Origin of the sequence: Dactylosporangium maewongense (assembly GCF_039531485.1) — a bacterium.
GTDB lineage: Bacteria > Actinomycetota > Actinomycetes > Mycobacteriales > Micromonosporaceae > Dactylosporangium > Dactylosporangium maewongense.
In genome coordinates, this window is the sequence record NZ_BAAAQD010000014.1 from 187,118 (window position 1) to 210,951 (window position 23,834).

Here is a 23,834-nt window from a genome sequence, read left to right on the forward strand (position 1 = left end):
TCCGCCGGCCCCGCGCAACCGCCTCATAACGGGCGCCGCGGCGGCTCTGGTGCTGGCCGCCGGCGCGTCACCGGCGCGTCACCGGCGCGGAGGTCAGGTCAGCGCCCGGTACAGCAGGATCAGGCCGACGCCGGTGCCGAACGCCACGATCAGCCACTTCAGCACCCCGGACGGGAGCCGCCGGGCGAGGCGGGCGCCCACGTAGCCGCCGAGCATCGCGGTCGGCGCCACCACCAGCACGTCCACCCACTCGACCGGCCCGAACAGCGCGAACACGCAGACCGTCACCAGGCCGGCGATCGCGGACACCACGTTCTTCAGCGCGCTGATCCTGGCCATCGACTGGTCGAGCACCAGACCCAGCGCCGCGACCAGCATGACGCCGAGCGCGGCACCGAAGTAACCGCCGTACAGCGAACCGGCGAACACCATCGCGTGCAGGCTCAGCGTCCTGCGCGCCGGCGACATGTCCCGCGGGTTGCCGACGAGCTTGCGCAGCCGGTCCTGGAACGCCAGGGTGGTGGCCGCCGCCAGTACCAGGAACGGCACCACCAGGTCGAACGCCCTCGCCGGCGTGATCAGCAGCAGCACACACCCGAGCGCCGCGGCCACCACCGACGTCGGCACGATGCCCGCCACCGTCCGCCGCGGCAGCTCGCTGAGGTCCATCCGGCTGCCGTACACCGAGGCGACGTACCCCGGGAACACCGACACCGAGTTGGTCACGTTCGCCGCCACCGGGCTCAACCCCGTCGCGATCAGCGCCGGAAACGTGATCAGCGACCCGCCACCGGCGATCGCGTTGACCGTGCCGGCGGCCAGCCCGGCCCCGGACAGGAGCGCGATGTCTGCAAGGTTCATGGTGCCGCCTACCATAGTCATCACGACGGACGAGTCGACCGGGCGGCCGCGTCGGCACCTTCACCGGTGCCGCCGAGGAACGTCCGGGCTCCACAGGGCAGGGTGGTTGTTAACGGCAACCCGGGGCGACCCGCGGGACAGTGCCACAGAGAACAGACCGCCCGGCCCCTCGGGGCCGGGTAAGGGTGAAACGGTGGGGTAAGAGCCCACCAGCGCCCCGGGTGACCGGGGCGGCTAGGTAAACCCCACCCGGAGCAAGGTCAGACGCAGGCGTTCGAGGGCGGCCCGCCCGAGCCTGCGGGTAGACCGCTGGAGCCTGCCGGCAACGGCAGGCCGAGATGGATGGCCGCCCCCGCCCCTCCGGGCGAGGACAGAACCCGGCGTACAGGTCGACTCGTCCGTCAGTTACTAGTCACGGCCCTTCTCCTGGCCGCTGAGCTGGTGTTTCGTACGTCGGTACTGGTCGACGTCGGTCAATGCTGGCGGTCGTTCGACGGCCCGGCGACGGCCCAGACGGCCCAGGGACGGCCCAGCGGAGATCAACTCGGACGGCCTTGGGGCTGCGCTTTCCCGGTTGCTTCCGCAACATGCTCCGACCCCGGAGAGGCTTCCCGTTGCGCAGGCTCCGCCCGGACATGCTGTGCCGGTGGGGCGCCATCGCGTACGGACCGTTCGGTTGCCCTCGGCCGCTGGCGCCCTGCCGGTGCGGCATGGCTGCCCTTCGGTGCGCAACGGGAGGGCTCGGAGCCCACCCCGGGCTTCCCGGCCCGCCGCAGTCCAGGGCGCGCAGCCCTGGCCGCCGGAGGCACACGCAGTACCGGGTGCAGCGGCCGGAGGCCCTGCCCGCCGGAGGCAAGACGCCGCCCGGCGCGGACCCGGCACGGCGCGACGACCCGGCCTGGCGACTGGGGTCGCCGCCAGCGTCACGGTCCGTCGGACAGGGTGCAGCTGGAGTTGATGCACGAGGCGTGACAACGCTGGCCTGGCCCGGTCTCTCGTCGTGAGATGGCTGGGGCTTCGGCGTGTCCGCCCGGGCTTTGCGCGCGGCCGGGACCGCCGCGCCGGGAGCGGAGCGGCAAGGCGCGGCGTGGCCCGAGCTGCGCGAGCGGCCCGTCAGGGCCGCCTTGAAGACGTATGGAAAGTTCTCACGGGGATTCTGTAGGTGGTCTGTAGGTGGTTTTGTCGTGTTCCGGCTGGCGCTTGACGCCCGCGTCCCACCTGACGCTTGACGTGCCCACTGGGATGGGCGTGCAGCCGCCAACACTCGGTGGCGATGACGGGCCCGGATCGCGGGATGAGCGGATGCTGGCTGACGTCGGTTGTGAGATTGCGACGGATTTACAGCCCAGGCTCACAACCACCTCTGACCTGCACAGGAGTCGGCCATCACGGCAGATTTCTCCGCGCATCCTCCGCACGCCAGTTGATAGGACCGGGAGGGCGGGTGGGCGTGATGCCTATCCGATCACGGTGATGACCATGAGAGTCGTGCCGTAGCCCGCGATGCCGAGGTGCAGGCCGGTCCAGAGTTGGTGGAGGCGGATGCGATGCAGTATCCAGTACCGGCGGTAGTGGGCTTCCCGGGCGCTCTTGAGGTCGGCGTCGTCGCCGAGCGCGCCGATGCCGACGAGCGTGCGGGTCAGGACTCGTGCCTGCTGGAGGTGGTATTCAGCTCGCTCGTGGTATTTCGCTGAGGCGAGCGCGCCGTACAGGCCGGCCGCAGTGATCAAGGCGGAAAGTGGGAGCGTAGCCGTTGCGAACTCTTGCTGCACGATCAGGACGCTGAGGGCGGCAGCGATGGCCAGCAGGTAGTTCGTCAACTGGGAGCGCTGTGCTTCGGATTGCCGAAGCTGGGTTCGATGTTCGCTCCAGTACGCCAGCGTTGCGGTCTCGGGCTGACTCACTCAATGCTCCCCTCTGAACCGTTGGGTTCCGCGCCTAGTCGTTCTTGAGTTTTCTGGCTTGTCGGACGCCCGGGCAAGGGTGTCTCGGATTCGTCTGGCCCCAAGCCGGGTGGGGTGGTCGGGGCCGTGGACCGCCTCGGTGATGGCCACGGCCCGCTCGGCCAGCGGCCGCGCCCCCGCCGGATCACCAAGTGCCCGCAACACCACGGCGAGGTTGCCCAGGCGGATGGCGACGGTGGGGTGGTCGGGGCCGTAGACCGCCTCGGTAATGGCCAGGGCCCGCTCGAACAGCGGCCGTGCCCCCGCCAGATCACCAAGAGCCCGCAACACCAGGGCGAGGTTGCTCAGGCTGGCAGCGACGTGGGGGTGGTCGGGGCCGTGGACCGCCTCGCTGATGGCCAGGGCCCGCTCGGCCAGCGGCCGCGCCCCCGCCGGATCACCAAGATCCCGCAACACCTGGGCGAGGTTGCTCAGGCGGATGGCGACGGTGGGGTGGTCGGGGCCGTGGACCGCCTCGCTGATGGCCAGGGCCCGCTCGAACAGCGGCCGCGCCCCCGCCGGATCACCAAGTGCCCACAACACCAGGGCGAGGTTGCCCAGGCGGATGGCGACGTCGGGGTGGTCGGGGCCGTGGACCGCCTCGGTGATGGCCACGGCCCGCTCGGCCAGCGGCCGCGCCCCCGCCGGATCACCAAGTGCCCGCAACACCACGGCAAGGTTGTTCAGACTGATGGCGACGTCGGGGTGGTCGGGGCCGTGGACCGCCTCGGTGATGGCCACGGCCCGCTCGGCCAGCGGCCGCGCCCCCGCCGGATCACCAAGATCCCGCAACACCAGGGCGAGGTTGCTCAGGCTGATGGCGACGTCGGGGTGGTCGGGGCCGTGGACCGCCTCGCTGATGGTCAGGGCCCGCTCGGCCAGCGGCCGCGCCCCCACCGGATCACCAAGAGCCCGCAACACTACGGCGAGGTTGCTTAGGTAGGCGGCGACCTCGGGGTGGTCGGGGCCGTGGACCGCCTCGCTGATGGCCAGGGCCCGCTCGAACAGCGGCCGGGCATCCGTGAACCGTGCTCGTACCTGCAGAAATGTGGCGGCCCGGTCCAACAGCCAGGAACAGTTCATGGCTACCGAACGGTCGGGAGCGGTCACGGCCGTGGCGTCGTCGACGGCGGTTGCGGCCGTCAGTACGTGGGGCAAGAGCACCGCCCACCGGGGCCATCCCTCCGGCGCACCCATGATCGGGCCAGGCGCATCCTCCCGGAGCACAGCAAGGACCGTCGCCAATGGGTTCGGCGATGGGGGGTCGACCTGTTGCTCGCCCGGTGCTGTCCACACGTGGACGACAGTAATGTTCACTCTCGCTCAATGGCATCATGCGATGAGCGGGCACTGCCGTACGGAAGTGCCACGCATTCCTCGATCGCGACAACCAACGCGCTGGCGGACTCGGAATGGTCGGGCTGACCGGATGGCGGTGTCACCCGTAGGGTTGATAGCGGCCGATGGCGGGTCTGAGAGCCTGGTGGGCGTGACAAGTGAGGACGGGTCGTCGGCGGAATGGGATTTCTTCGTTTCCTACACTCAGGCCGACCGGGCGTGGGCCGAGTGGATCGCCTGGGAGCTGGAAGAAGACGGTCACCGCGTACTGGTGCAGGCGTGGGACTTCGTTCCCGGGTCGAACTGGATGCAAGGCATGCAGGGCGGCCTCACCCGAGCCGAACGAACCATCGCCGTACTGTCCAACGCCTATCTCGCATCGGTCTACGGCGGCCTGGAATGGCAGGCCGCCATTGCGGCCGACCCGTCCGGCACGGAGCGGAAACTCTTGACTGTGCGGGTGGAGGACTGCGACCGGCCAGGCCTGCTCGGCCTCGTCGTCGGCATCGATCTGTTCGATATCGCCGAGGCGAAGACGAAAGCGCGGCTACGGCAGATGGTCACCCGGGCGGCGGCCGGCCGGGCCAAACCGAGCCAGCGTCCGCCGTTCCCGCCCGCCAGCCGGGCGATGCCCCAACAGGCGCGATTTCCCGGGGCACTACCCGAACAGTGGAACGTCCCGGCCCGCAATCCACACTTCACCGGCCGCGAACCCGCACTGAACAGCCTCGCCGCCGGTCTGACCGCCGGCCGGACCGTGACGGTCACCGCGGTACGCGGCATGGGCGGGGTCGGCAAGACCCAGCTCGCCAACGAATACGCCCACCGTCACGCCACCGACTACGACCTGGTCTGGTGGATCGCCGCTGAACAACCCACCCTCATCCCCGACCAGTTCACGGCACTCGCCACGCAACTCGGCCTCGACCCGCCCCCCGACACCGACGCCCTCCGCGCCGAGGTCCACCAGGCGCTTCGACGCGTCCCAGGCTGGCTGCTGATCTTCGACAATGCCGACGCCGTTGATGACCTCCGCCCGTGGCTGCCCAACGCCCCGCTTCCGCCAGGCATCCCCGGGCACATCCTCATCACCACCCGCCGCGCCGGCTTCACCGCCCTCGGCCAGGTCCACGACCTCGACGTGGTCGACCACGTCGAAGCCGTCCAACTCATGCGAGCCCGGCTACCCCACCTCGACACCGCGAGCGCGACCAGCATCGCGGACGAACTCGGCCGCCTTCCCCTCGCCCTGGAACAGGCCGCCGCCTACATCGACCAGTCGGCCATGCCCGCCCACGACTACCTAACCCTGCTGAAAACCCGAGCTCAGCAGATGTACGGCCGGGGCCGGCCCGCCTCGCGCGACGACACTCTCGCCACCCTTTGGGACCTCAGCTTCGACCGGATCGCCGCCACCAATCCCGCCGCGCTGCAGCTGCTCGCCCTCTGCGCCTACCTCGCCCCGGTCCCCATCCCCCTCGACCTGTTCACCAACCACCCCGACCTGCTCCCCGACCCACTTCAAACCGCCACCACCGACCCACTCGCCTTCAACGACACCCTCGCCACGATCGTCGACCACTCCCTCGCCAAACGCACCCCCAACGGCCTGCAACTCCACCGCCTCGTCCAAGGCGCCCTCCGCCACCGCTTCCCAGCCCAACCGGCCACACCATGACACCCCCAAACCCGTTCGACCCACAGGCGACGGTGCTTGCCGTGCTCCGTGAGGATGCGCCTGCCTCGATCATGGGTGCGCCGGAGGGATGGCCCCGGTGGGCGGTGCTCCTGCCCCACGTACTGACGGCCACAGCCGCCGTCGACGACGCCACGACCGTGGCCGCTCCCGACCGTTCGGTAGCCATGGACTGTTCCTGGCTGTTGGACCGGGCCGCCTCATTTCTGCAGGTACAGGCACGGTTCACGGATGCCCGGCCGCTGTTCGAGCGGGCCCTGGCCATCGACGAGGCGGTCCACGGCCCCGACCACCCCACCGTCGCCGTCCGCCTGAACAACCTCGCCTTGGTGTTGCGGGCTCTTGGTGATCCGGCGGGGGCTCGGCCGCTGTTCGAGCGGGCCCTGGCCATCGGCGAGGCGACCTACGGCCCCGACCACCCCACCGTCGCCCTCCGCCTGAGCACCCTCGCCCAGGTGTTGCGGGATCTTGGTGATCCGGCGGGGGCGCGGCCGCTGGCCGAGCGGGCCGTGGCCATCGGCGAGGCGGTCCACGGCCCTGACCACCCCGACGTCGCCGCCGGCCTGAACACCCTCGCCCAGGTGTTGCGGGATCTTGGTGATCCAGCGGGGGCGCGGCCGCTGGCCGAGCGGGCCGTGGCCATCGGCGAGGCGGTCCACGGCCCCGACCACCCCCACGTCGCCGTCTACCTGAGCAACCTCGCCCAGGTGTTACGGGATCTTGGTGAGTAGTTCCGGTGTCGCAGGCCGAGGTTCTATAGCTTTCACGGCTGATCTACAGTCCGCGCCTAGTCCACTACCCACCTCATTCAAAGCCGCGGCTACAAGGCCCAGGGAACCCGACAGTCCGCCACGAGACACCTGCCAATGGGACCGCCTGCTTGGCGCACCCACTTCAGCCGAGCAGCCAAAATCACGTGCACTCATCGACATGTGTATGTGGCCACGGACGCTCACGCATCACCGAACGTAACCGGGATGACCGAACAGTCGAGGCCGACTGTCGCGGATGTGCTGGGACGGCTCCGTCAAGCATGGGTGGGACTAGGCATGGATCGTGCCCGACACGGCTCGACAGGCGAGACCAACGGGCGAGCACCCTGACTAGCGTCGGTGGTACAAGGAGCCTGCCGGCTTGGCCGCGTATCGCATCATTCGCTATCCGTGCTTACGTGGTCGTTTTCTGGGCAGTTGTCGCAACTTGCGAGTGGGTGGCGCACCCGGGCTATCGGGGTTCGGTGCCGTTCCGGGATTGGTGGCCTCGGCATCGGGAAGGGGTAAGAACGTCTCATCGAGTGGGTAGCAACGCCGCAGGTCACTTACATATAAGCGTTGCTGTGGATCGCGGACCACATTGCCCTCTACAATTACTGGGCGGCCATCACCATGCCATTCGGCTGCCCGCCTGTACGTAGCTTGATCGAGCTGTACGCGGATAACGCAATGGCGTCCGTTGCGCACTGTCGAGACGAAAATGTCGCCAGGTCCCTCATGTTCATTACGTTGGAGACCGGTGATTTTGCCATTGAAGGTCCTGCTTGGCTCAATGTATCGCGAGCGCATCTTTTTCGCAGTCGCCTCAATGAGGTCCCGGGCTTGCGCCTGTATAGTCACGTCTGTGATGCGCGGCGGGCCCGCGAGTGCCGTAGCCCAGGAGATCTTTGATTCAAACTCTCCGACGGCAGGCTGGGCCAACACCTTGGCAAGGGAAACGCAGAACTCACGACTCACGCCGCGCTCAACGAGCGCATACAGTTGGTCTGGAACGGGATCGTTCGCCGGTTCAATTACGATCTCCCGCAGGGCGTAGAGGGCCTGCGCAAAGGTTCGCACCACCCGCCGCTCGAATGGCTCCGGTGTTCCAACGTCGAGCCAAGTTTGGTCGGTGCTATCCCGATTTGGCGGATCTATAGGTATCAGCACTGGAAAGACGAAAGAACCTTCTTCGGTATGAGCCATCCGGGCCTTGCCAGCCACGTCGTCACCACGCTTGAGGTAGTGCCCGCGGATTTCAGACCGTTCTTTGATTGAAGTCGTTCCCGAGGCGCGGAACATTCGGCGAGCCGCTGACATGATAGTGGACGCGGCATCAAGGGGTATCGAGTCGGATCTGACGGTGTCGTTTTTCGCACGTAGATGCGCAACGTCGGTCCAAAGGTATCTGGCGCGTTTAACAACCGTAAGCCAATCTACCCCTTCTGCGATCGCGACTCGTTGAAGGATTGAACGAACTACCTCAAGATGGGAATTATTGGATAGTGGAACTCCGACGCCAGTATTGGCCCGCAGCCAAAGCGCACCGCCTGAGCCTGGAGGCTGTTCAATCCACCCCGTGACCTCCATGTACTCCTTAACTTGCGCAAGATTAGGGAGGGGATGGGTGGTGTTCATGCCCCTGCCTCTGCTGTTGGGAAGATGATGGCGTCCATTTCGGCTTTCCAGTGGACTAAGGAATGGATGTCAAATCGCTGCGCTTTGGGCACAACGATGCTGTCAGCCGGTGCCATCTTGTCTACGCGAACCCAAAACGCTGCCGAGCGATGCCACGTGCCGCCCGGCTGATGATGAACCCAATCGGGAGGATACGGCAAATCAACCACTACCACCACAAAATAGACAGGTAGCCACATCTGGTTCCACTTGGGGAACCATCTGGGATCTGCCTCGTACGTCAACGACCGCCCTCGGATCTTGAAGCGTGCCGTGCACTTCACCTGGACGTTTACGGAGGCGTACTGGTAGTCAACGGTGCCGTCGATGGCTCGACCGTCTTCGTCCGGCGGCGTTTCGCTGAAGCCCAGGCCTGCCTGACCGCAGACGGCTCGTACGTAGGCAACGCCGTACCTGGATTTGGCGGCGCTCGGATCCAGCCAGCCGAGCTGACCTGAAGTTACCGACCCGGCGCTCTCTGTCGCGGCCATGCCGCTATCTTGCGGGAAAGGGGCGACATGAGGGAAGTGCATGAACGCTACCTATCGACAACGATGGGTGGATGAACGTACCCATACGTCGTAAAACGAACGGCCGTTCGGCTGTTCCCCGCCGCTGATGGTCAGGCTGCGTATGCCCGGGTCGAGCTCCCTCCGGGTCAACCCGGACGGAACTGAAGCGATCGACGCTGACAAGCCGAATTCCTTCCCAGTGCCGGCCGCAGAGACCGCACGCCGCCACGACGACTGGCTGGCCAGGGCGCGGCGGCAGTTCGCGTACGTCGGTGGCGCCCGAAACGTGAATCTCACTGAGCCGGAATTCGATTTCCTGATTCGGCTGGTCATCCTGCCCGGGGCAGGGTGGCAGTCGGCCGTCACTCCGCCGGACGGGATCTGGTTCAACACGCTGCCGCCCGGGGTGGTGCTCGAAGCGTGGGCCGCCGAGGGGGGCTCATCGCGCTGGACCCGCATGAGTAGAACGTCGTCGGTCCGTACAGCGCAGGAACCCGCTGTGGGTCGGCATCATGACGCGAGTCAGAGCTTCGGCACGACCGGCTCCGGGAGCAGGACCGCCCATGCCTTGAGCACCGCCGCGGCCTGGTCGTGGAGCTCGCCGGCGGCGGCCTCGACCCGCAGTGTGCGGAGGTCGGATTCGACGGTCAGCTCGCGGTAGAGCTGGAGGTCCTCGAACCCGTTGGCGCCGACGTCGTAGCTCGATGCGCCGTAGACGAGCCTGGGGATGCGCGCCCAGTAGCAGGCGACGAGGCACATCGGGCAGGGCTCGCTGCTGGCGTACATGACGGCGTCGGTCATGATGTGGCGCTTGAGCACCTGGCCGGCGCTGCGCAGGGCCATGACCTCGGCGTGGGCGGTCGGGTCCATCAGTTCGACGACGCTGCTGGTGCCCTCGGCGATGACCTTGTCGTCGATGACGATGATGGCGCCGAACGGGGTCTTGCCCTCGTCTTCGAGGGCGTGGCGGGAGATCTCGATCGCGCGGCTCAGGAACTCGGAATCGGTCGCGCTGAGGCTTACCTGCATGGGTCCTGTCCTTTGAAGGGTTCGTGCGTTCGGCGTCAAGTCAGGCTTGACGCTTCTTCGGCCACGGGCGAAGTGGTGTGACGAAGTGCAGCTCAGTGCGGTCCGCCGGGTAGTCGGCGTCGGACGTCTCGATCACGCGGCCGTCGGCGTCGATCGAGATCCGGCGGCAGAAGATGAGGGGTACACCCTCCGGTAGCCCCCAGAGCTGCGCCTCCACGGTGGTCGGCATCCGGGCCGTGACCTCGTCGACCATCTTCATGATCTCCACGCCGACGGTGGACAGCTGGTGTTGTGTACCGCCTGGCCAGGGCTCGTTGTTGGGGTCGAGTAGCGCCGGATTGCCCTGCACGATGTCGAGCGGGATGTGCGAGACGCTCCACGACAGGCGCAGGTCGGTGTTCGGGTCGGTCGCTTCCCACTGCCGGCGGAGCATGAGGGTCGTGGGTTCGACGCCGAAGACCTTCGCCAGCTCCGTTCCCGCCTCCACCTGGTCGTACTGCGACGAGAAGCGCTGGGCGCCGATGGACATGTTGAGGTTGGTCTCGGCCTCGCCGATGGCGCCGCGTTCGGCTTCCGGCTTGAGCGCCAGGTCCTTCTCGATCTGATGCCGCTCGGATGAGCGGATCACCCGCCGGGGCGGGATGCGTACGACCGGGGCCTTGCCGCGCCCGCGGGAGACCGTCGAGTACAAGGTGCGCAAACACCTGCTGCCGTTCTTCGGTGGCCAGCAGCTCGGCGCGATCAAGCCCGGCACGGTCCGGGAGTGGGACCGCTCCATGGAGGGCACGATCGGGCCGGGGACCCGCTCGGTCACCTTCGCCCACCTGCGGACGATCCTCAACGCGGCGGTCGACGACCAGAAGATCGCGAAGAACCCCTGCTCGGCCAAGTCGGTCGTCCAGCCGGAGCCGGTGCAGAGGAAGATCGTGCCGTGGCCCGAGGGCCCGGTCCGGGTCGTCCGGGCGAAGCTGCCGGAGCGGTATCAGCTGGTCGTCGACCTCGGCGCGGGGTGCGGCCTGCGGCAGGGGGAGATGTTCGGCCTCAGCGACGAGGACCTCGACACCGCCGGCGGCTGGCTGCACGTCCGGCGGCAGGTCAAGGTGGTCCGCTCCCGTCTGGTGTTCGGCCTGCCCAAGAACGACCGGGAACGGAAAGTGCCGCTGCCGGACTCGGTCGCCGGCCGGATCGAGGCGCGGGGTGAGACGTACAAGGTCGTCGCCGTCACCCTCCCGTGGGAGGACCCGTTCAGCTCGGAGCTGGTGACCGTCAACCTGCTGCTGACGACCCCGCGCCGGAACGCGGTCCGCCGGACACCTTCGACGCGCTGACCTGGAACCCGGCCATCGAGGCGGCCGGGATCGAGCGGTCCCGGGAGACCGGGACGCACGCGCTCCGGCACTACTTCGCGTCGGTCCTGCTGGACGCGGGCGAGTCCATCAAGGCGCTCGCTGAGTACCTCGGGCACTGGGACCCGGCGTTCACGCTGCGGCAGTACACCCACCTGATGCCGGCCAGCCAGGGCCGCACCCGCGCCGCGATCGATCGCGTGTTCAACCGGCAGGGGACGGCCCAGTGACGGCCCGACAAGATCAAACAGTGGAGTTTTCCCTGGTAGAGGGCATTGTGCCGGGAAGAGCCCGGCGTACAGGTCGACTCGTCCGTCGCTGCGACCCCCCCACCGCTCCGCGGCGGGGCCCCGGCGGGGGTTCCCACCCACACCCCCATGCGCCGCCGCGGCGGCGCACTGCCGGCGCGGAGCGCGCGGCAGGACCCACGCGTCCCGCGCCATCGCCGCCGGCCCGTCCGGTCGCGTTCGTTGCTCCACTCCGCGTCCGGTCTCATCGTCGGCGTGGCCGCCGCCGCGGCGGCGGTTGTGCCGGAGGGGGCCTTCAGCTGACGGCTCGGATGGCGGCCACAGCGATGAGGACGACGCCGACCTCGACCTCCACGCCCGGGCCGGTCAGGAAGAGCTTCGGATGGTCGACGAACACGTGTTGGGTTCGAAGAATTGTCGGTCGGGGGTGGAACCAGGGCGGGGGTTCGGGGGTGACAGGAGTATGGGCAGGTCCACCGGTAGCGATGCGGTGTCTGATTTGTACGCGGCCAGCTACGCGAGGCTCGTCGGTGTGGTGGCGCTGGTCGCCGGGGGGAGGGCGGAGGCCGAGGAGTGCGTGCAGGAGGCGTTCGTGCGGCTGCTCGGGCGGTGGGAGCGCGTGTCCCGGCTCGAGTCGCCGGAGGTGTGGGTGCGGACGGTGGCGATCAGGCTGGTGGCGAACCGGCGGCGGAACGCGCGGAGTGCCCTGCGGGCGTTGCTGCGGCACGGGCCGCCGGTGGACGCGTCGCCGCCGAGTGGGGACCGGGTGGATCTCACGGCGGCGCTGCGGCGGTTGCCGGTCGGGCAGCGGCAGGTGGTCGTCATGCATCACCTGCTCGGGTACGGCGTGGAGCAGACCGCCGAGCTGCTGGACGTCGCGCCCGGGACGGTGAAGTCGCGGTTGAGCCGGGCCCGGAGCGCGCTCGCGGGGCTGCTGAGAGAGGAGGCGTCGAATGTCTGAGCTCGGGGATCTGCTGGCGGCCGAGGCGAAGCGGCACGAGCCGGGGCAGGCGCCGGCGTTCGACGAGGTGGTGCGGAAGCGGCGGAACCGGGACCGGCGGCACCTCGCCGTCGTGGGGGCGGTCGTGGCGGTGGCGCTGGGAGCGACCGCCGGGCCCACGCTGTGGGGGCAGAAGCAGCAGCCGGCCAGCGCGGCCCGAGCGGTCGTCACCGGGACGCTCCTGATGGTCGGCGGGCCGATGCCAGGGTATTCGCGCGGCACCGCCGGGACGGTGTGGTTCGACGCGGCCGACGGCACGACCACGAGCACCACCTCGGCGGCCGACGGACGGTTCAGCATCAGGTTGACGCCGGGGCGGTACGTCGCGACCGGAGAGCCCGTGAACAGCGGCGCTCCATGGTGTCGCGCCGACGAGCCCGTGGTCGTCCCGCCGGAAGGGCTGCATGACGTGCGGGTGCTGTGTCAGATGCGCTGAGGCGCCGCGGATACTGAGGGGACCGGAATCAGCGGGGGAGTGGCGATGACAGCACAGGCGGCACGGAGCACCGAGCAGCGCGTGGCGGACACGGTACGGCGGCTGGAGGAGGACGTCGACGCGTGGGTGGCGACGGCGTCGGCGGACGGGGAGCCGTGCATGGTGCCGCTGTCGTTCCTGTGGGACGGGGCGACCCTGCTGTTCTCGACGGCCGTCAACAACCCGACGGCGCGCAACCTGGCGGCCAACGGCCGGGCCCGCGTCGGTGTGGGGCCGACGCGGGACGTGGTCCTCATCGAGTGTGCCGTGCAGACCGTGCCGGCCGGCGACCTGACGGACGGCACGAAGGACGCGTTCGCCGAGAAGACGGGGTTCCGGCCGGGGAAGGGCTACGTGTACTTCCGGATGACGCCGCTGTGGATCCAGGCCTGGCGGGAGGCCAACGAGCTGGCCGGCCGGGACCTGCCGGAGCTCACGCCACCGAGGTGAACGCCAGCATCTCCCACGGGCCCGCGCTCGCGCCGTTGGCGCGCAACATGTTGGCGGAGCTGCCGGTCATGTCGACGCGGACGCTGACCCAGCCCTTCGTGGACTGGTTGCGCAGGTAGTAGACGCCGGCGTCGGACCAGACCTCGAAGACCTCCCAGACGCCCGGCCACTCGCCCCGCCCGCGCATCATGCCGCGGAGGTTGCCGCTGTACCCGTATTCGGCGGTCACGAGGTAGCCGGAGCTGGCCTGGATGTAGATGGTGTCGGTCCGGCCGTTGTAGGCGCACAGGCGGAAGTGCTCCCACGTGCCCAGCGCGCCGGCCGTGGAGCGGGCCCGGAGCATGTTGTGGCTGCTGCCGGTGTACCCCTGCTCCTCCGAGACGTAGCGCGCCGCCCGGTAGCTGTAGATGTAGAACCGCTGGCAGATCGAGGCGCCCGGGATGCCGACCGGCCCGAGGGCGTTCGCCTGCGCCTCACCGCCGCCGAGGTCCAGCGACGTGCGCGTCAACCCCTTCGTGGCGGGATCGTCCTCGGCGGCCGCGGCCGCGGGCGAGGCGCCGGGGCTGGGCGCGGCGTGCGCGGACGCCGGGACCAGCAACGCGAGCAGGACAACGACAGCGGACAGCAACCCCCGGGCACGGCGCACAGCGACTCCAAGCGTGATGTAGTACGACCCCGCCGGACATGCTGGACGAATGCATCGATGAGTGTCAAGGCCCGTCGAAAAGCTTCAGGGTTGCGGCGTGCAAAGTGGCGCTCCGTGCGAAAACCGACGGGCCGGGACCGGGTTCCGGCCGGCCGTCGAGGCCGCTGTACCGCCCACCGGCCTCCCGCACGATCAGCGACGTCGCCGCGAAGTCCCAGATCTGCCCCCGGGTCTGCACGCACAGGTCGAGCCGCCCGTCGGCGACGAGCAGCGCCGCGTGCACCGGCCACGGCTCCTTGCGCGCCACGGCGGTCAGCGGCTCCAGCATCGCCCGCTCGGGCCGGAAGACGTAGTCGTCGGGGATGACGCCGAGCGTCGCGCCCTCGGGCGTCTCGGCGCCGTCGGCGGCCACCCGCAGCCGCCGCGCGTCGTCGCCGCCGATGCCGCCCTGGAACGAGCCACCGCCTCGCGAGGCCCACCAGATGGTGCCCTGCGCCGGTACAGCGGCGACACCCGCGACGATCTCGCCGTCCTCCTCCAGAGCGACGAGCACGAGCCAGCGGTCGTCGCCGGCGACGAACATCGCGGTGCCGTCGATCGGGTCGATGATCCAGCGGCGGCCGCCGGTGCCGGTGAGCCCGCCCTCCTCGCCGAGGATCGCGTCGCCGGGGCGCTCCTCGGCCAGCACGGCCCGGATCGCGGCCTCGACGGCGCGGTCGGCCTCGGTGACGACGCTGCCGTCGGCCTTGATCTCCTTCGGCAGCCCGGCGAGGGCGGCGAAGTAGCGCATGCCGACCTCGGCCCCGGCGAGCGCGGCCCGCCGGGCGAGGAGGAGGTCGCTCACAGGCGCGCCAGGTCGATGAAGTACGTCGGGTACGTCTTCGACACGCAGCGCGGGTCGCGGATCTCGATGCCGGGCACGCGCAGGCCGAGCAGCGCCAGGCTCATCGCCATCCGGTGGTCGTCGTACGTGTGGAAGGCCGTCGGCGCGGGCGTCCCCGGGTTGACCGTGAAGCCGTCTTCGTCCTCGACCGCGTCGATGCCGGCGCGGCGCAGCTCGGTGACGATCGCGGCGATCCGGTCGGTCTCCTTCTTGCGGATGAAGCCGATGCCGCGCACGCGCGTGGGGGAGTCGGCGAACACCGCGACCGCCGCCAGGGTCTGCGCGGTGTCGGAGATGTCGGCCATGTCGACGTCGATGCCGTGCAGCGTGCCGGTGCCCGTGACGGTGACCCGGTCGGCGGTCCGCTCGACCCGCGCGCCCATCTGCTCCAGCAGGTCCGCGAAGCGCACGTCGCCCTGCAGGCTGCTGGTGCCGAGCCCCTCGACGGTGACCCGGCCGCCGGTGATCGCGGCGGCGGCGAGCACGTACGACGCGGCGCTCGCGTCGGGCTCGATCGCGTAGTCCGTCGCCCGGTACGCGCCCGGGCGCACGTGCAGGCCGTCGACGGTGACCCCGAACGCGGCCATGACGGCGGTGGTCGCCTCGACGTAGGGCACGGAGACCAGCGGCGAGGTGAGCTCCACCGACAGGCCGTCGGACATCAGCGGCCCGGCCATCAGCAGCCCGGACAGGAACTGGCTCGACAGGTGGCCCGGCACCGCGACCTTCCCGCCGGCGACCGGCCCGGTCACCGCGATCGGCAGGAGCCCGGGCCCGGCCTCGGACAGGTCCTCCACCGTCGCGCCGAGCTCGCGCAGCGCGTCGGTCAGCGGCCCGAACGGCCGTGCCCGCAGCTGCGGCGCGCCGTCCACGACGCTGCGCGCCGGGCGCAGCGCCGCCGCCGGCACCACGAACCTGCCGGTGGTGCCCGACTGGCGGGCGTCGATGCTCGCCGGCGTGGTCTGCGTGCGCGGGTCGACGCCGTCGACGACGACGGTGTGCGCGGCCTCGTCGACGGTCAGCGTCGCGCCGAGCGCCCGCACGGCGCCGAGCATCGCGTGCGTGTCGTCGGCGAACAGCACCCCCGTCAGCGTGCTGCGCCCCGGAGCGAGCGCCGCGCAGATCAGCGCCCGGTTGGTGATGCTCTTGGAGCCCGGCGGCCGCAGCGACACGTCGGGCGGCGCGGTCAGCGGCGTGATGGCAAGGACGTCCGGCAGGTCATCGGCATGGAGGCTCACCCCTCAATTGTCCCGCAGCCCGCCGCCGCCCCGCGGGGCAACCCCACCCCGCTAGCGTTTGCGCATCTCGTACGAGCCGTCGCCGGCCGGGTCCAGCGGCACCGTGTCGCCGAGCGTTCCGGCGGCGTCGGCGGAGACGCGCAGCCGCCCGGGCCCGGCGAGGTCGGCGAGGCGGGTCGCGGCGGCCACCACGGGCCCGGTCAGTCGCTCTTCGCCCTGCGGTGTTCCGCCGACGTGCAGGCCGAACCGGACCATCGTCATGCCGCGCGGCCGCAGGTAGCCGGCGACGTCCCGTACAGCTGCCGCGGCGTCGTCGTAGAGCACGAGGGCGTGCCCGTCGGCGGCGAGTGCGGGACGCCCGCCCGTCAGGGACTTCACGACGTCGCCCGGGGCGGCCGAGCCGCCGATCGCGAGGACCGCTGCGTTCAGGTTCACGGCACCGAGTATCGGGGCCCCGCAGCCCCGCGTCCACCGTGGACTGTTCGCCTCCTAACGATGGTGGGAGGATCGCCCGTCCGACTCGAATCTCGCTCCACCGAACGGCTCACCCTCGGGTGATCGTGGCCACAGGCATCCGTGCTCATCGGTGCCTGCCGCGAGCCGTCCGCCGCCGCCGGCCCATTCACGGAATCGTTGACGCACAAGGATTTCCGGCAACCCGATGGGTGGTTCGCGACGACTTCCGGACCTTCTGCGGGCGTCCGCTCCCGGAGTCGGGCGGTTGCGTCTACTGTGGAATCCCAACCAGCTATTTGCCGGTTTCGGTGGCGCGTGTTTCATTTGCGGTGCACAGTGATGTCATGAGCAGCAGCGGTGCTGAGCGGTACTACTGGTGCCTTTCCCACCATCGGGTCGAGTCCGAGGCAGACATGTGCGCCGGAAGGGATCGACTCGGCCCCTATGATTCGGCGTCAGAAGCGCAGCGGGCGTTGGAAACAGTCCAGCAACGCAACGAGGCGTGGGATGCCGAAGACGAACGGTGGGAAGGCAAGCGCTAGCAACACGTCGGAGCCGAAGGCGACCGCGAACCGCCCCGGCATACGACTCCGGTCCGACCCGTCTCCATCCGCACAACCCAACCGCGAACATCCCGCAGGATGCGGGAGAACTCCTCCAGGAGGACCACGATGGCCGCAGCTAAGAAGGCCACCACGAGATCGGCCGCAACGAGCGCGGCCACGACAACTCCCGCAGCGGACGCTGCACTGACCGCGACCCCCGCCAGGGCCGCGAAGACCGTCGCCGCCGCCGCTCCCCGCCGGCGCGCGACCAGCTCGACGGTGGCCCAGCCCACCGCCACCACCCCGGCAGCCACGTCCGAGGCTTCCACGACGGCGGCTCCCGCCGCCGCGTCCCCGTCTTCGTCGTCGCCGAGGTCCACGAGGGCGGCGCGCCCCGCCGCCAAGCGGGCCACCGCGACGAAGACGACCCCGGCCGCTTCCAAGGCTACCGCCACCGGCACCGCCACCACGGCCACTGCCGCGAAGTCCCCGTCCACCAAGTCGGCGACGGCGGCCACCCCGGCGGCGAAGTCGACGGGCGCCTCCGCGGCGAAGACCCCGGCAGCGAGGTCGGCGGCGGCGAAGTCGGCCACCCCGGCGGCCAAGGCAACGGGCGCCTCCGCGGCGAAGGCTCCGGCGGCGAAGTCGACGGGCGCCTCCGCGGCGAAGACCCCCGCTGCGAAGGCCGCGGGCACCACGACCGCGAAGACCCCGGCGGCCAAGACGACGGGCGCCTCCGCGGCGAAGGCTCCGGCGGCGAAGTCCACGACCGGCCGGGCCACGACGAGGTCGGCGACCCCGGCCGCGAAGGCAACCGCGGCCAAGTCCGCGACCCCCGCCGCGAAGTCCACGGCCGCCAAGGCCACGACGGCGAAGGCCACCCCCGCCGCGAAGTCGACGGCGGCCAAGGCCACCACCGCGAAGGCCACCCCCGCCGCCAAGTCCACGGCAGCTAAGGCGACCACGGCGAAGGCGACCCCGGCAGCGAAGTCGACGGCCGCCAAGGCCACCACAGCCAAGGCGACTCCGGCAGCGAAGTCGACGGCGGCGAAGGCGGCCACGGCGAAGGCCACCCCTGCCGCGAAGTCGACGGCAGCCAAGGCCACCACCGCGAAGGCGACTCCGGCAGCGAAGTCGACGGCGGCGAAGGCGACGACGGCCAAGGCGACTCCGGCGGCGAAGGCCACCACTGCCAAGACGGCAGCGGCGAAGGCGACGACGGCGAAGGCGACCCCGGCGAAGTCCGCGGCGGCGAAGTCCGCGGCGGCGAAGGCGGCTCCGGCGAAGACCGCCGCTGCGGCCAAGTCGGCCCCCGCCCCCGCCAAGGCAGCCGTGAAGTCCGCGGCGGCGAAGGCGGCCCCCGCGAAGACCGCGAAGGCGACGACCGCGAAGGCGGCTCCGGCGAAGGCTCCGGCCAAGTCGGCTGCCAAGGCGACCGCTGCCAAGTCCACGGCGGCGAAGAGCACGGCGAAGGCGGCTCCGGCGAAGGCGGGTGCGGCCAAGGCGACGCCGGCGGCCACGAAGGCCACGGCGAGCAAGGCCACCACCGCGAAGGCGACCGCTGCCAAGACGACCGCCGCGAAGGCGACGGCCGCCAAGGCCACGGCGAAGGCGGCCCCCGCGAAGGCCGCGAAGGCCACGACCGCCAAGGCGACGACCGCGAAGGCGGCTCCGGCCAAGGCGGCGGCCAAGGCGACCGCTGCGAAGACCACGGCGGCGAAGGCGGCCCCCGCGAAGACCGCGAAGGCCACCACCGCCAAGGCCACCGCTGCGAAGGCGACGACCGCCAAGGCGGCTCCGGCGAAGGCTCCGGCCAAGTCGGCTGCCAAGGCGACCGCAGCCAAGTCCACGGCGGCCAAGGCCACGGCGGCGAAGGCCACGGCGAAGGCGGCTCCGGCTAAGGCGGGTGCGGCCAAGGCGACGCCCGCGGCCACGAAGGCCACCACCGCCAAGGCCACCGCCGCGAAGGCGACCGCTGCCAAGACGACCGCCGCGAAGTCGACGGCGGCCAAGGCGGCGCCGAGCAAGGCCACGGCCAAGGCGGCCCCGGCCAAGACGGCAAAGGCCACGGCGGCGAAGGCAGCCCCGGCCAAGACGGCGAAGGCGACGACGGCGAAGGCGGCCCCGGCGAAGGCCGCCACGGCCAAGGCGGCGCCCGCGGCAGCCACGAAGGCGACCGCGAGCAAGGCCACCGCCGCGAAGACGACCGCTGCCAAGGCCACCGCCGCCAAGTCGACGGCTGCGAAGGCGACCGCTGCCAAGGCGGCGCCGAGCAAGGCCACGGCGAAGGCGGCTCCGGCCAAGACGGCGGCGGCGGCCCCGGCGAAGGCTGCTGCCAAGGCGACCACCGCCAAGTCGACGGCTGCCAAGGCGACCACCGCCAAGTCGACGGCTGCCAAGGCGACCACCGCCAAGGCGACCCCGGCCACGAAGACCGCCCCGGCAAAGGCCGCCAAGTCGACCGCCGCAAAGTCGACGGCTGCGAAGTCGACGGCCGCCAAGGCGACCGGCACCAAGGCGACCCCGGCGAAGGCGGCCGCGGCCACGGGCACGGCGGCCGCCGCGGAGACGGCGACGCCCGCCACCGCCACGGCCCCCGCGGCCAAGGCCACCGCGAAGGCGACCGCTGCCAAGGCGGCGCCGAGCAAGGCCACGGCGAAGGCGGCCCCGGCCAAGGCGGCGAAGGCGGCCAAGGCAGCCCCGGCGAAGACCGCCAAGGCCGCCCCGGCCAGGGCGGCGAAGTCGGCCGCGGCCAAGGCCACCCCGGCCCCGGCCGAGACCGCGCCGGCGGCGACCGAGACCGCGTCGGCAGCGACCGAGGCGACCCCGGCGGCCACCGAGACGCCGGCCCCGGCCGCGACGGAGGCGACGGCGACCGAGGCGACCCCGGCGGCGACCGAGTCGGCGGCGGCGCCGGCCGCGGCCAAGGCGGCCCCCGCGAAGGCGGCCAGGGCCACCAGGGCCACCAAGGCCACGCCGAGCAAGGCCACGGCCGCCAAGGCCGCGCCGAGCAAGGCGGCCAGGTCCACGGCGGCGAAGAAGGCGGCCCCGGAGGCTTCCGACACGCCGGCTCCGGCCGCCAGCGCGCCGGCCCCCGCGGAGGCGGCGACCCCGCCGGCCGTCGTGTCCGAGGGTGGGCTCGACGCGGGCAGCATCGGTGACGTCGAGGGTGCCCCGGTGGCGCCCGCCGGTGGTGCCGCCACCGAGGCGATCCCCGGCCGCGAGAACGGCAACAACGTCGAAGAGGCCGCGAGCATGACGCCCGAGGACTGGGCGAGCCTCGCCCGCCCGTAACGGCGGACAGCGACAACCACACGGCAGCGCCACGGTCCGGAACGAGGGACCGTGGCGCTGCCGTGTGACGGGGTGCCGGTGGTAAGACTGTGCGGTGGCCTTACGACGTATCCGAGCCGCACGCATCGACTTCTCCGGGCTGCGCCGAGAGCTCGACCTGCCCACCGGCTTCCCCGACGCCGCCGATCGGGAGGCGGAAGCCGCCGCCAAGGACCCGCACGACGACCGCGAGGACCGCACGGCGCTCGAGTTCGTGACGATCGACCCGCCGACGTCCAAGGACCTCGACCAGGCGCTGCTCCTGCAGCGGCGCGACGGCGGCTACCGGGTGTATTACGCCATCGCCGACGTCGCCGCGTTCACCGGCAACGCGCCCGCGATCGAGCAGGAGAGCTGGCGGCGGGGGCAGACGGTGTACCTGCCGGACGGCAAGGTCCCGCTGCACCCTGCGGTGCTCAGCGAGGGCGCCGCCAGCCTGCTGCCGGACCAGGACCGGCCCGCCGTGCTGTGGACGATCGACATCGACCAGAGCGGCACCACCACGGCGGTCGACGTGCGCAGGGCGACGGTCCGCAGCCGGGCGAAGCTGAGCTACGAGCAGGTCCAGCGCGACGTCGACGCCGGCCGGGCCCACGCGTCGATCAGTCTCCTGCCGGAGATCGGCCGGCTCCTCACCGGCAAGGGGCTGGAGCGCGGCGCGATCAACCTGCCGATGCCCGAGCAGGAGATCGAGCCCGACGGCGACGGCTGGCGGCTCGCCATCCGCGGGCCGGTGCCGGTCGAGGAGTACAACGCGCAGATCTCACTCCTGACGGGCATGGCCGCCGCGCAGATCATGCTCGAGCACGGCATCGGGCTGCTGCGCACGATGCCGCCGCCGGAGGAGGAGGCGGTGCGCAGGCTGCGGCTGGCGGCGAAGGCACTGCGGCTCGACTGGCCCGAGGGGCAGGGCCCGGGCGAGGTCATCGCGGCGCTCGACCCGATGGACCCGCGGGCGGCGGCGCTCATCGACCAGGCCGCCGAGATGATGCGCGGCGCCGGCTACACCCCGTTCGACGGCGCGCGGCCGGAGCAGCCGCTGCACGGTGCCGTCGCCGCCCCGTACGCCCACGTCACCGCGCCGCTGCGGCGCCTCGCCGACCGGTACGTCACCGAGGTCTGCCTGGCCCTGCACAACGGCGCCGAGGTGCCGGGGTGGGCGCGCGAGGCGCTGCCGCGGCTGCCGGAGGTCATGAGCCGCACCGACCGGGTCGCCAACGCCGCCGAGCGGGGCGCGATCGACCTGGTCGAGGCCGTCCTGCTGGAGCACCGCATCGGTGAGGAGTTCGACGCGGCGGTGCTGGACGTCGAGAAGCACCGGGCGGACATCGCCCTCGACGAGCCGGCGGTCCGGGCCCGCTGCGAGGGCGACGGGCTGCCGCTGGGGGAGCGGATCCGGGTAATCCTCACAGCTGCGGACCCCGCCAGCCGCAAGGTGCTCTTCAGCACGGTAAGACTTGAGTCATGACCTACGACCAGATCGAACTGCCCGACGTCTCGGCGTTGCGGGTCGGCATCATCGGTGGCACCGGCCCGCAGGGGCGCGGGCTCGCGTACCGGTTCGCCAGGGCGGGCCTGCGGGTCGTCCTCGGGTCGCGTTCCACGGAGCGCGGGGCGCAGGCCGCCGAGGACCTCAACGCGCTGCCGGGCATCCAGCAGCCGGCGGAGGGCGGCGACAACGCCTTCGCCTGCCAGGCCGACGTCGTGGTCATCGCGGTGCCGTGGGAGGGCCACGCGGCGACGGTCGCGGAGCTGGCGCCGCACCTGACCGGCGGCAAGATCGTGGTCGACTGCGTCAACCCGCTCGGGTTCGACAAGCAGGGGCCGTTCTCGCTGCCGGTGGCCGAGGGCAGCGCCGCCGAGCAGGCCGCGACGCTGCTGCCGGAGGCGCGGGTGTGCGCCGCGTTCCACCACGTCAGCGCCGCGCTGCTGACCGACCCGGAGATCGAGAAGATCGACCTGGACGTGCTCGTCCTCGGCGACGACCGCGACGCGGCGCTGCAGGTGCAGGCCATCGCCGGGAAGGTCGACGGCATGCGGGGCGTGTTCGCGGGCCGGCTGCGCAACGCGGGGCAGGTCGAGGCGCTCACGGCCAACCTGATCGCGATCAACAAGCGGTACAAGGTCCACGCCGGCGTACGGGTGACGGACCTGTGAGCGCCTTCGACCCGTGGTCGCCGGCGTTCGTCGCGCACCCCTACGAGGGGTACCGGCGGCTGCGGGAACAGGACCCGGTCAGCTGGTTCGAGCCGAGCGGCCAGTTCCTCGTGTCGCGGCACGAGGACGTCAACGCGCTGCTGCGGGACCGGCGGCTCGGCCGCACCTACCTGCACGTGGCCACGCACGAGGAGATGGGGCGCACGCCCCCGCCGCCGCAGGACGAGCCGTTCTGGACGCTCAACAACAACGGCATGCTCGACCGCGAGCCGCCCGACCACACCCGGCTGCGGCGGCTCGTGTCGCAGGCGTTCACGCCGCGGCGGGTCGAGGCGCTGCGGCCCGTGGTGCAGCGGCTCGCCGACGGCCTCGTCGACGCGTTCGTCGCCAAGGGCGGCGGCGACCTGATCGCGGAGGTCGCCGAGCCGCTCCCGGTGACCGTCATCGCCGAGCTGCTCGGCATCCCCGAGCCGGACCGGCACCTGCTGCGCCCCTGGTCGGCGGCGATCTGCGGGATGTACGAGCTGAATCCGCCACGGGAGACGGCGGCCGCGGCGGTCCGCGCCGCGGAGGAGTTCTCCGACTACCTGCGCGGCCTGGCCCGGCACCGCGCCGGCGACCCGCAGGACGACCTGATCAGCGCCCTCACCGCGGTCGAAGGCCTCAGCGAGGACGAGCTCATCGGCACCTGCGTGCTGCTGCTCAACGCCGGGCACGAGGCGACCGTCAACGTGACGGGCAACGGCTGGTGGGCCCTGTTCCGCAACCCGGATCAGCTGCGGAAACTCCGGACGGATCCGGCGCTGCTACCGACGGCGATCGAAGAGCTGATGCGCTACGACACGCCGCTGCAGATGTTCGAGCGGTGGGTGCTCGAGGACATCGAGGTGCGCGGGCACACCATCCGCAAGGGCCAGGAGGTGGCGCTGCTGTTCGGCTCGGCGAACCACGACCCGGCCGTGTTCACCGACCCGGAGCGCCTGGACATCGAGCGCCGCGACAACCCGCACATCTCCTTCGGCGCCGGCATCCACTACTGCCTCGGCGCGCCGCTCGCGCGGATCGAGCTGGCCGCGTCGTTCGGCGCGCTGCTGGCGAAGGCCCCCGGCCTGCGGCTGGACCGGGAGCCGCAGTGGAAGCCCGGATTCGTGATCAGAGGCCTGGAGAAGCTCGAGGTCTCCCTGTAGGGCAGCCCGACCAGCCGGCGCAGATGTCACAGGGTCTGCGCCGGCCGGGCTCGCGTCCCGAG

At 71.1% G+C, this 23,834-nt stretch carries 24 protein-coding genes and 1 other RNA gene; 13 read left to right on the forward strand and 12 right to left on the reverse strand.

Annotated elements, in window-relative coordinates; translation table 11 throughout:
* Window positions 1-93 precede the first annotated feature (93 nt).
* On the reverse strand, window positions 94-861 hold the full coding sequence (locus ABD332_RS32700; protein WP_344506196.1) for a sulfite exporter TauE/SafE family protein: 768 nt from the start codon (window positions 859-861) through the stop codon (window positions 94-96).
* Window positions 862-891: 30 nt separating this feature from the next.
* Between ABD332_RS32700 and rnpB the strand changes: the two genes are divergently transcribed.
* Window positions 892-1,262: RNase P RNA component class A (gene rnpB, locus ABD332_RS32705), an RNA gene on the forward strand.
* A 1,056-nt stretch (window positions 1,263-2,318) separates the two neighbouring features.
* Here rnpB and ABD332_RS32710 read toward each other — a convergent pair.
* The gene (locus ABD332_RS32710; RefSeq protein ID WP_344506197.1) at window positions 2,319-2,765 is read right to left on the reverse strand and encodes a hypothetical protein; all 447 of its coding nucleotides are present in this window, start codon (window positions 2,763-2,765) and stop codon (window positions 2,319-2,321) included.
* Window positions 2,766-4,031 (reverse strand): tetratricopeptide repeat protein, encoded by a 1,266-nt coding sequence (locus tag ABD332_RS32715; protein ID WP_344506198.1) that lies wholly within the window; start codon window positions 4,029-4,031, stop codon window positions 2,766-2,768.
* A gap of 136 nt (window positions 4,032-4,167) precedes the next feature.
* Here ABD332_RS32715 and fxsT point away from each other — a divergent pair, with 136 nt between their 5' ends.
* The gene (gene fxsT / locus ABD332_RS32720; protein ID WP_344506199.1) at window positions 4,168-5,820 is read left to right on the forward strand and encodes an FxSxx-COOH system tetratricopeptide repeat protein; all 1,653 of its coding nucleotides are present in this window, start codon (window positions 4,168-4,170) and stop codon (window positions 5,818-5,820) included.
* A 41-nt stretch (window positions 5,821-5,861) separates the two neighbouring features.
* Window positions 5,862-6,569 (forward strand): tetratricopeptide repeat protein, encoded by a 708-nt coding sequence (locus tag ABD332_RS32725; protein WP_344506200.1) that lies wholly within the window; start codon window positions 5,862-5,864, stop codon window positions 6,567-6,569.
* Window positions 6,570-6,995: 426 nt separating this feature from the next.
* On the opposite strand, the gene ABD332_RS32730 is transcribed toward ABD332_RS32725, so the two are convergent.
* The 4 genes from ABD332_RS32730 to ABD332_RS32745 form a co-directional block, all read right to left on the reverse strand.
* Window positions 6,996-8,228, reverse strand: a complete 1,233-nt coding sequence (locus tag ABD332_RS32730) for a hypothetical protein (RefSeq protein ID WP_344506201.1) — start codon at window positions 8,226-8,228, stop codon at window positions 6,996-6,998.
* On the reverse strand, window positions 8,225-8,758 hold the full coding sequence (locus ABD332_RS32735) for a DUF4365 domain-containing protein (protein ID WP_344506202.1): 534 nt from the start codon (window positions 8,756-8,758) through the stop codon (window positions 8,225-8,227). The genes ABD332_RS32730 and ABD332_RS32735 overlap by 4 nt, the downstream gene beginning before the upstream one ends.
* Window positions 8,759-9,301: 543 nt before the next feature.
* A complete protein-coding gene (locus ABD332_RS32740; protein WP_344506203.1) occupies window positions 9,302-9,808 on the reverse strand; it encodes a nucleoside deaminase in 507 nt (168 codons plus the stop codon).
* Between the two features lie 40 nt (window positions 9,809-9,848).
* Window positions 9,849-10,436 carry a UTRA domain-containing protein gene (locus ABD332_RS32745; protein ID WP_344506204.1) on the reverse strand — a complete coding sequence of 196 codons (588 nt, stop codon included), beginning with the start codon at window positions 10,434-10,436 and terminating at the stop codon, window positions 9,849-9,851.
* Between the two features lie 31 nt (window positions 10,437-10,467).
* Here ABD332_RS32745 and ABD332_RS32750 point away from each other — a divergent pair, with 31 nt between their 5' ends.
* The 5 genes from ABD332_RS32750 to ABD332_RS32770 all read left to right on the forward strand — a co-directional run bounded on the left by ABD332_RS32750 (window position 10,468) and on the right by ABD332_RS32770 (window position 13,327).
* Window positions 10,468-11,136, forward strand: coding sequence for a site-specific integrase (locus ABD332_RS32750; RefSeq protein ID WP_344506205.1), 669 nt, complete (start codon window positions 10,468-10,470; stop codon window positions 11,134-11,136).
* Entirely contained in the window at window positions 11,040-11,384 is a 345-nt protein-coding gene (locus ABD332_RS32755) for a tyrosine-type recombinase/integrase (RefSeq protein ID WP_344506206.1), read from the forward strand. Before ABD332_RS32750 ends, ABD332_RS32755 begins: the two co-directional genes overlap by 97 nt.
* Before the next feature lie 508 nt (window positions 11,385-11,892).
* On the forward strand, window positions 11,893-12,363 hold the full coding sequence (locus tag ABD332_RS32760; RefSeq protein ID WP_344506207.1) for a sigma-70 family RNA polymerase sigma factor: 471 nt from the start codon (window positions 11,893-11,895) through the stop codon (window positions 12,361-12,363).
* Entirely contained in the window at window positions 12,356-12,838 is a 483-nt protein-coding gene (locus ABD332_RS32765; protein ID WP_344506208.1) for a hypothetical protein, read from the forward strand. Before ABD332_RS32760 ends, ABD332_RS32765 begins: the two co-directional genes overlap by 8 nt.
* 45 nt (window positions 12,839-12,883) lie before the next feature.
* On the forward strand, window positions 12,884-13,327 hold the full coding sequence (locus ABD332_RS32770) for a pyridoxamine 5'-phosphate oxidase family protein (RefSeq protein ID WP_344506209.1): 444 nt from the start codon (window positions 12,884-12,886) through the stop codon (window positions 13,325-13,327).
* Here the strand turns inward: ABD332_RS32770 and ABD332_RS32775 are convergent.
* The 4 genes from ABD332_RS32775 to ABD332_RS32790 form a co-directional block, all read right to left on the reverse strand.
* The gene (locus ABD332_RS32775) at window positions 13,311-13,973 is read right to left on the reverse strand and encodes a fascin domain-containing protein (protein WP_344506210.1); all 663 of its coding nucleotides are present in this window, start codon (window positions 13,971-13,973) and stop codon (window positions 13,311-13,313) included. The two genes, ABD332_RS32770 and ABD332_RS32775, sit on opposite strands and share 17 nt — an antisense overlap.
* 64 nt (window positions 13,974-14,037) lie before the next feature.
* Window positions 14,038-14,817: an inositol monophosphatase family protein gene (locus ABD332_RS32780; RefSeq protein ID WP_344506211.1), complete on the reverse strand. Its 780-nt coding sequence runs from the start codon at window positions 14,815-14,817 to the stop codon at window positions 14,038-14,040.
* Entirely contained in the window at window positions 14,814-16,094 is a 1,281-nt protein-coding gene (aroA, locus tag ABD332_RS32785) for a 3-phosphoshikimate 1-carboxyvinyltransferase (protein ID WP_344506212.1), read from the reverse strand. Before aroA ends, ABD332_RS32780 begins: the two co-directional genes overlap by 4 nt.
* Window positions 16,095-16,145: 51 nt before the next feature.
* Window positions 16,146-16,529 carry a hypothetical protein gene (locus ABD332_RS32790; RefSeq protein WP_344506213.1) on the reverse strand — a complete coding sequence of 128 codons (384 nt, stop codon included), beginning with the start codon at window positions 16,527-16,529 and terminating at the stop codon, window positions 16,146-16,148.
* A 365-nt stretch (window positions 16,530-16,894) separates the two neighbouring features.
* On the opposite strand from ABD332_RS32790, the gene ABD332_RS32795 reads away from it, so the two are divergent.
* Window positions 16,895-17,092, forward strand: a complete 198-nt coding sequence (locus tag ABD332_RS32795) for a hypothetical protein (RefSeq protein ID WP_344506214.1) — start codon at window positions 16,895-16,897, stop codon at window positions 17,090-17,092.
* Here ABD332_RS32795 and ABD332_RS32800 read toward each other — a convergent pair.
* Window positions 17,089-20,160: a hypothetical protein gene (locus tag ABD332_RS32800; RefSeq protein ID WP_344506215.1), complete on the reverse strand. Its 3,072-nt coding sequence runs from the start codon at window positions 20,158-20,160 to the stop codon at window positions 17,089-17,091. The genes ABD332_RS32795 and ABD332_RS32800 overlap by 4 nt on opposite strands.
* Window positions 20,161-20,218: 58 nt before the next feature.
* Between ABD332_RS32800 and ABD332_RS32805 the strand changes: the two genes are divergently transcribed.
* The 4 genes from ABD332_RS32805 to ABD332_RS32820 all read left to right on the forward strand — a co-directional run bounded on the left by ABD332_RS32805 (window position 20,219) and on the right by ABD332_RS32820 (window position 23,772).
* Window positions 20,219-20,389 (forward strand): hypothetical protein, encoded by a 171-nt coding sequence (locus ABD332_RS32805; protein WP_344506216.1) that lies wholly within the window; start codon window positions 20,219-20,221, stop codon window positions 20,387-20,389.
* A gap of 94 nt (window positions 20,390-20,483) precedes the next feature.
* On the forward strand, window positions 20,484-21,896 hold the full coding sequence (locus ABD332_RS32810; RefSeq protein WP_344506217.1) for an RNB domain-containing ribonuclease: 1,413 nt from the start codon (window positions 20,484-20,486) through the stop codon (window positions 21,894-21,896).
* Window positions 21,893-22,585, forward strand: a complete 693-nt coding sequence (gene npdG, locus ABD332_RS32815) for an NADPH-dependent F420 reductase (protein WP_344506218.1) — start codon at window positions 21,893-21,895, stop codon at window positions 22,583-22,585. Before ABD332_RS32810 ends, npdG begins: the two co-directional genes overlap by 4 nt.
* Window positions 22,582-23,772, forward strand: coding sequence for a cytochrome P450 (locus ABD332_RS32820; RefSeq protein ID WP_344506219.1), 1,191 nt, complete (start codon window positions 22,582-22,584; stop codon window positions 23,770-23,772). Before npdG ends, ABD332_RS32820 begins: the two co-directional genes overlap by 4 nt.
* The last annotated feature ends 62 nt before the right edge of the window (window positions 23,773-23,834 follow it).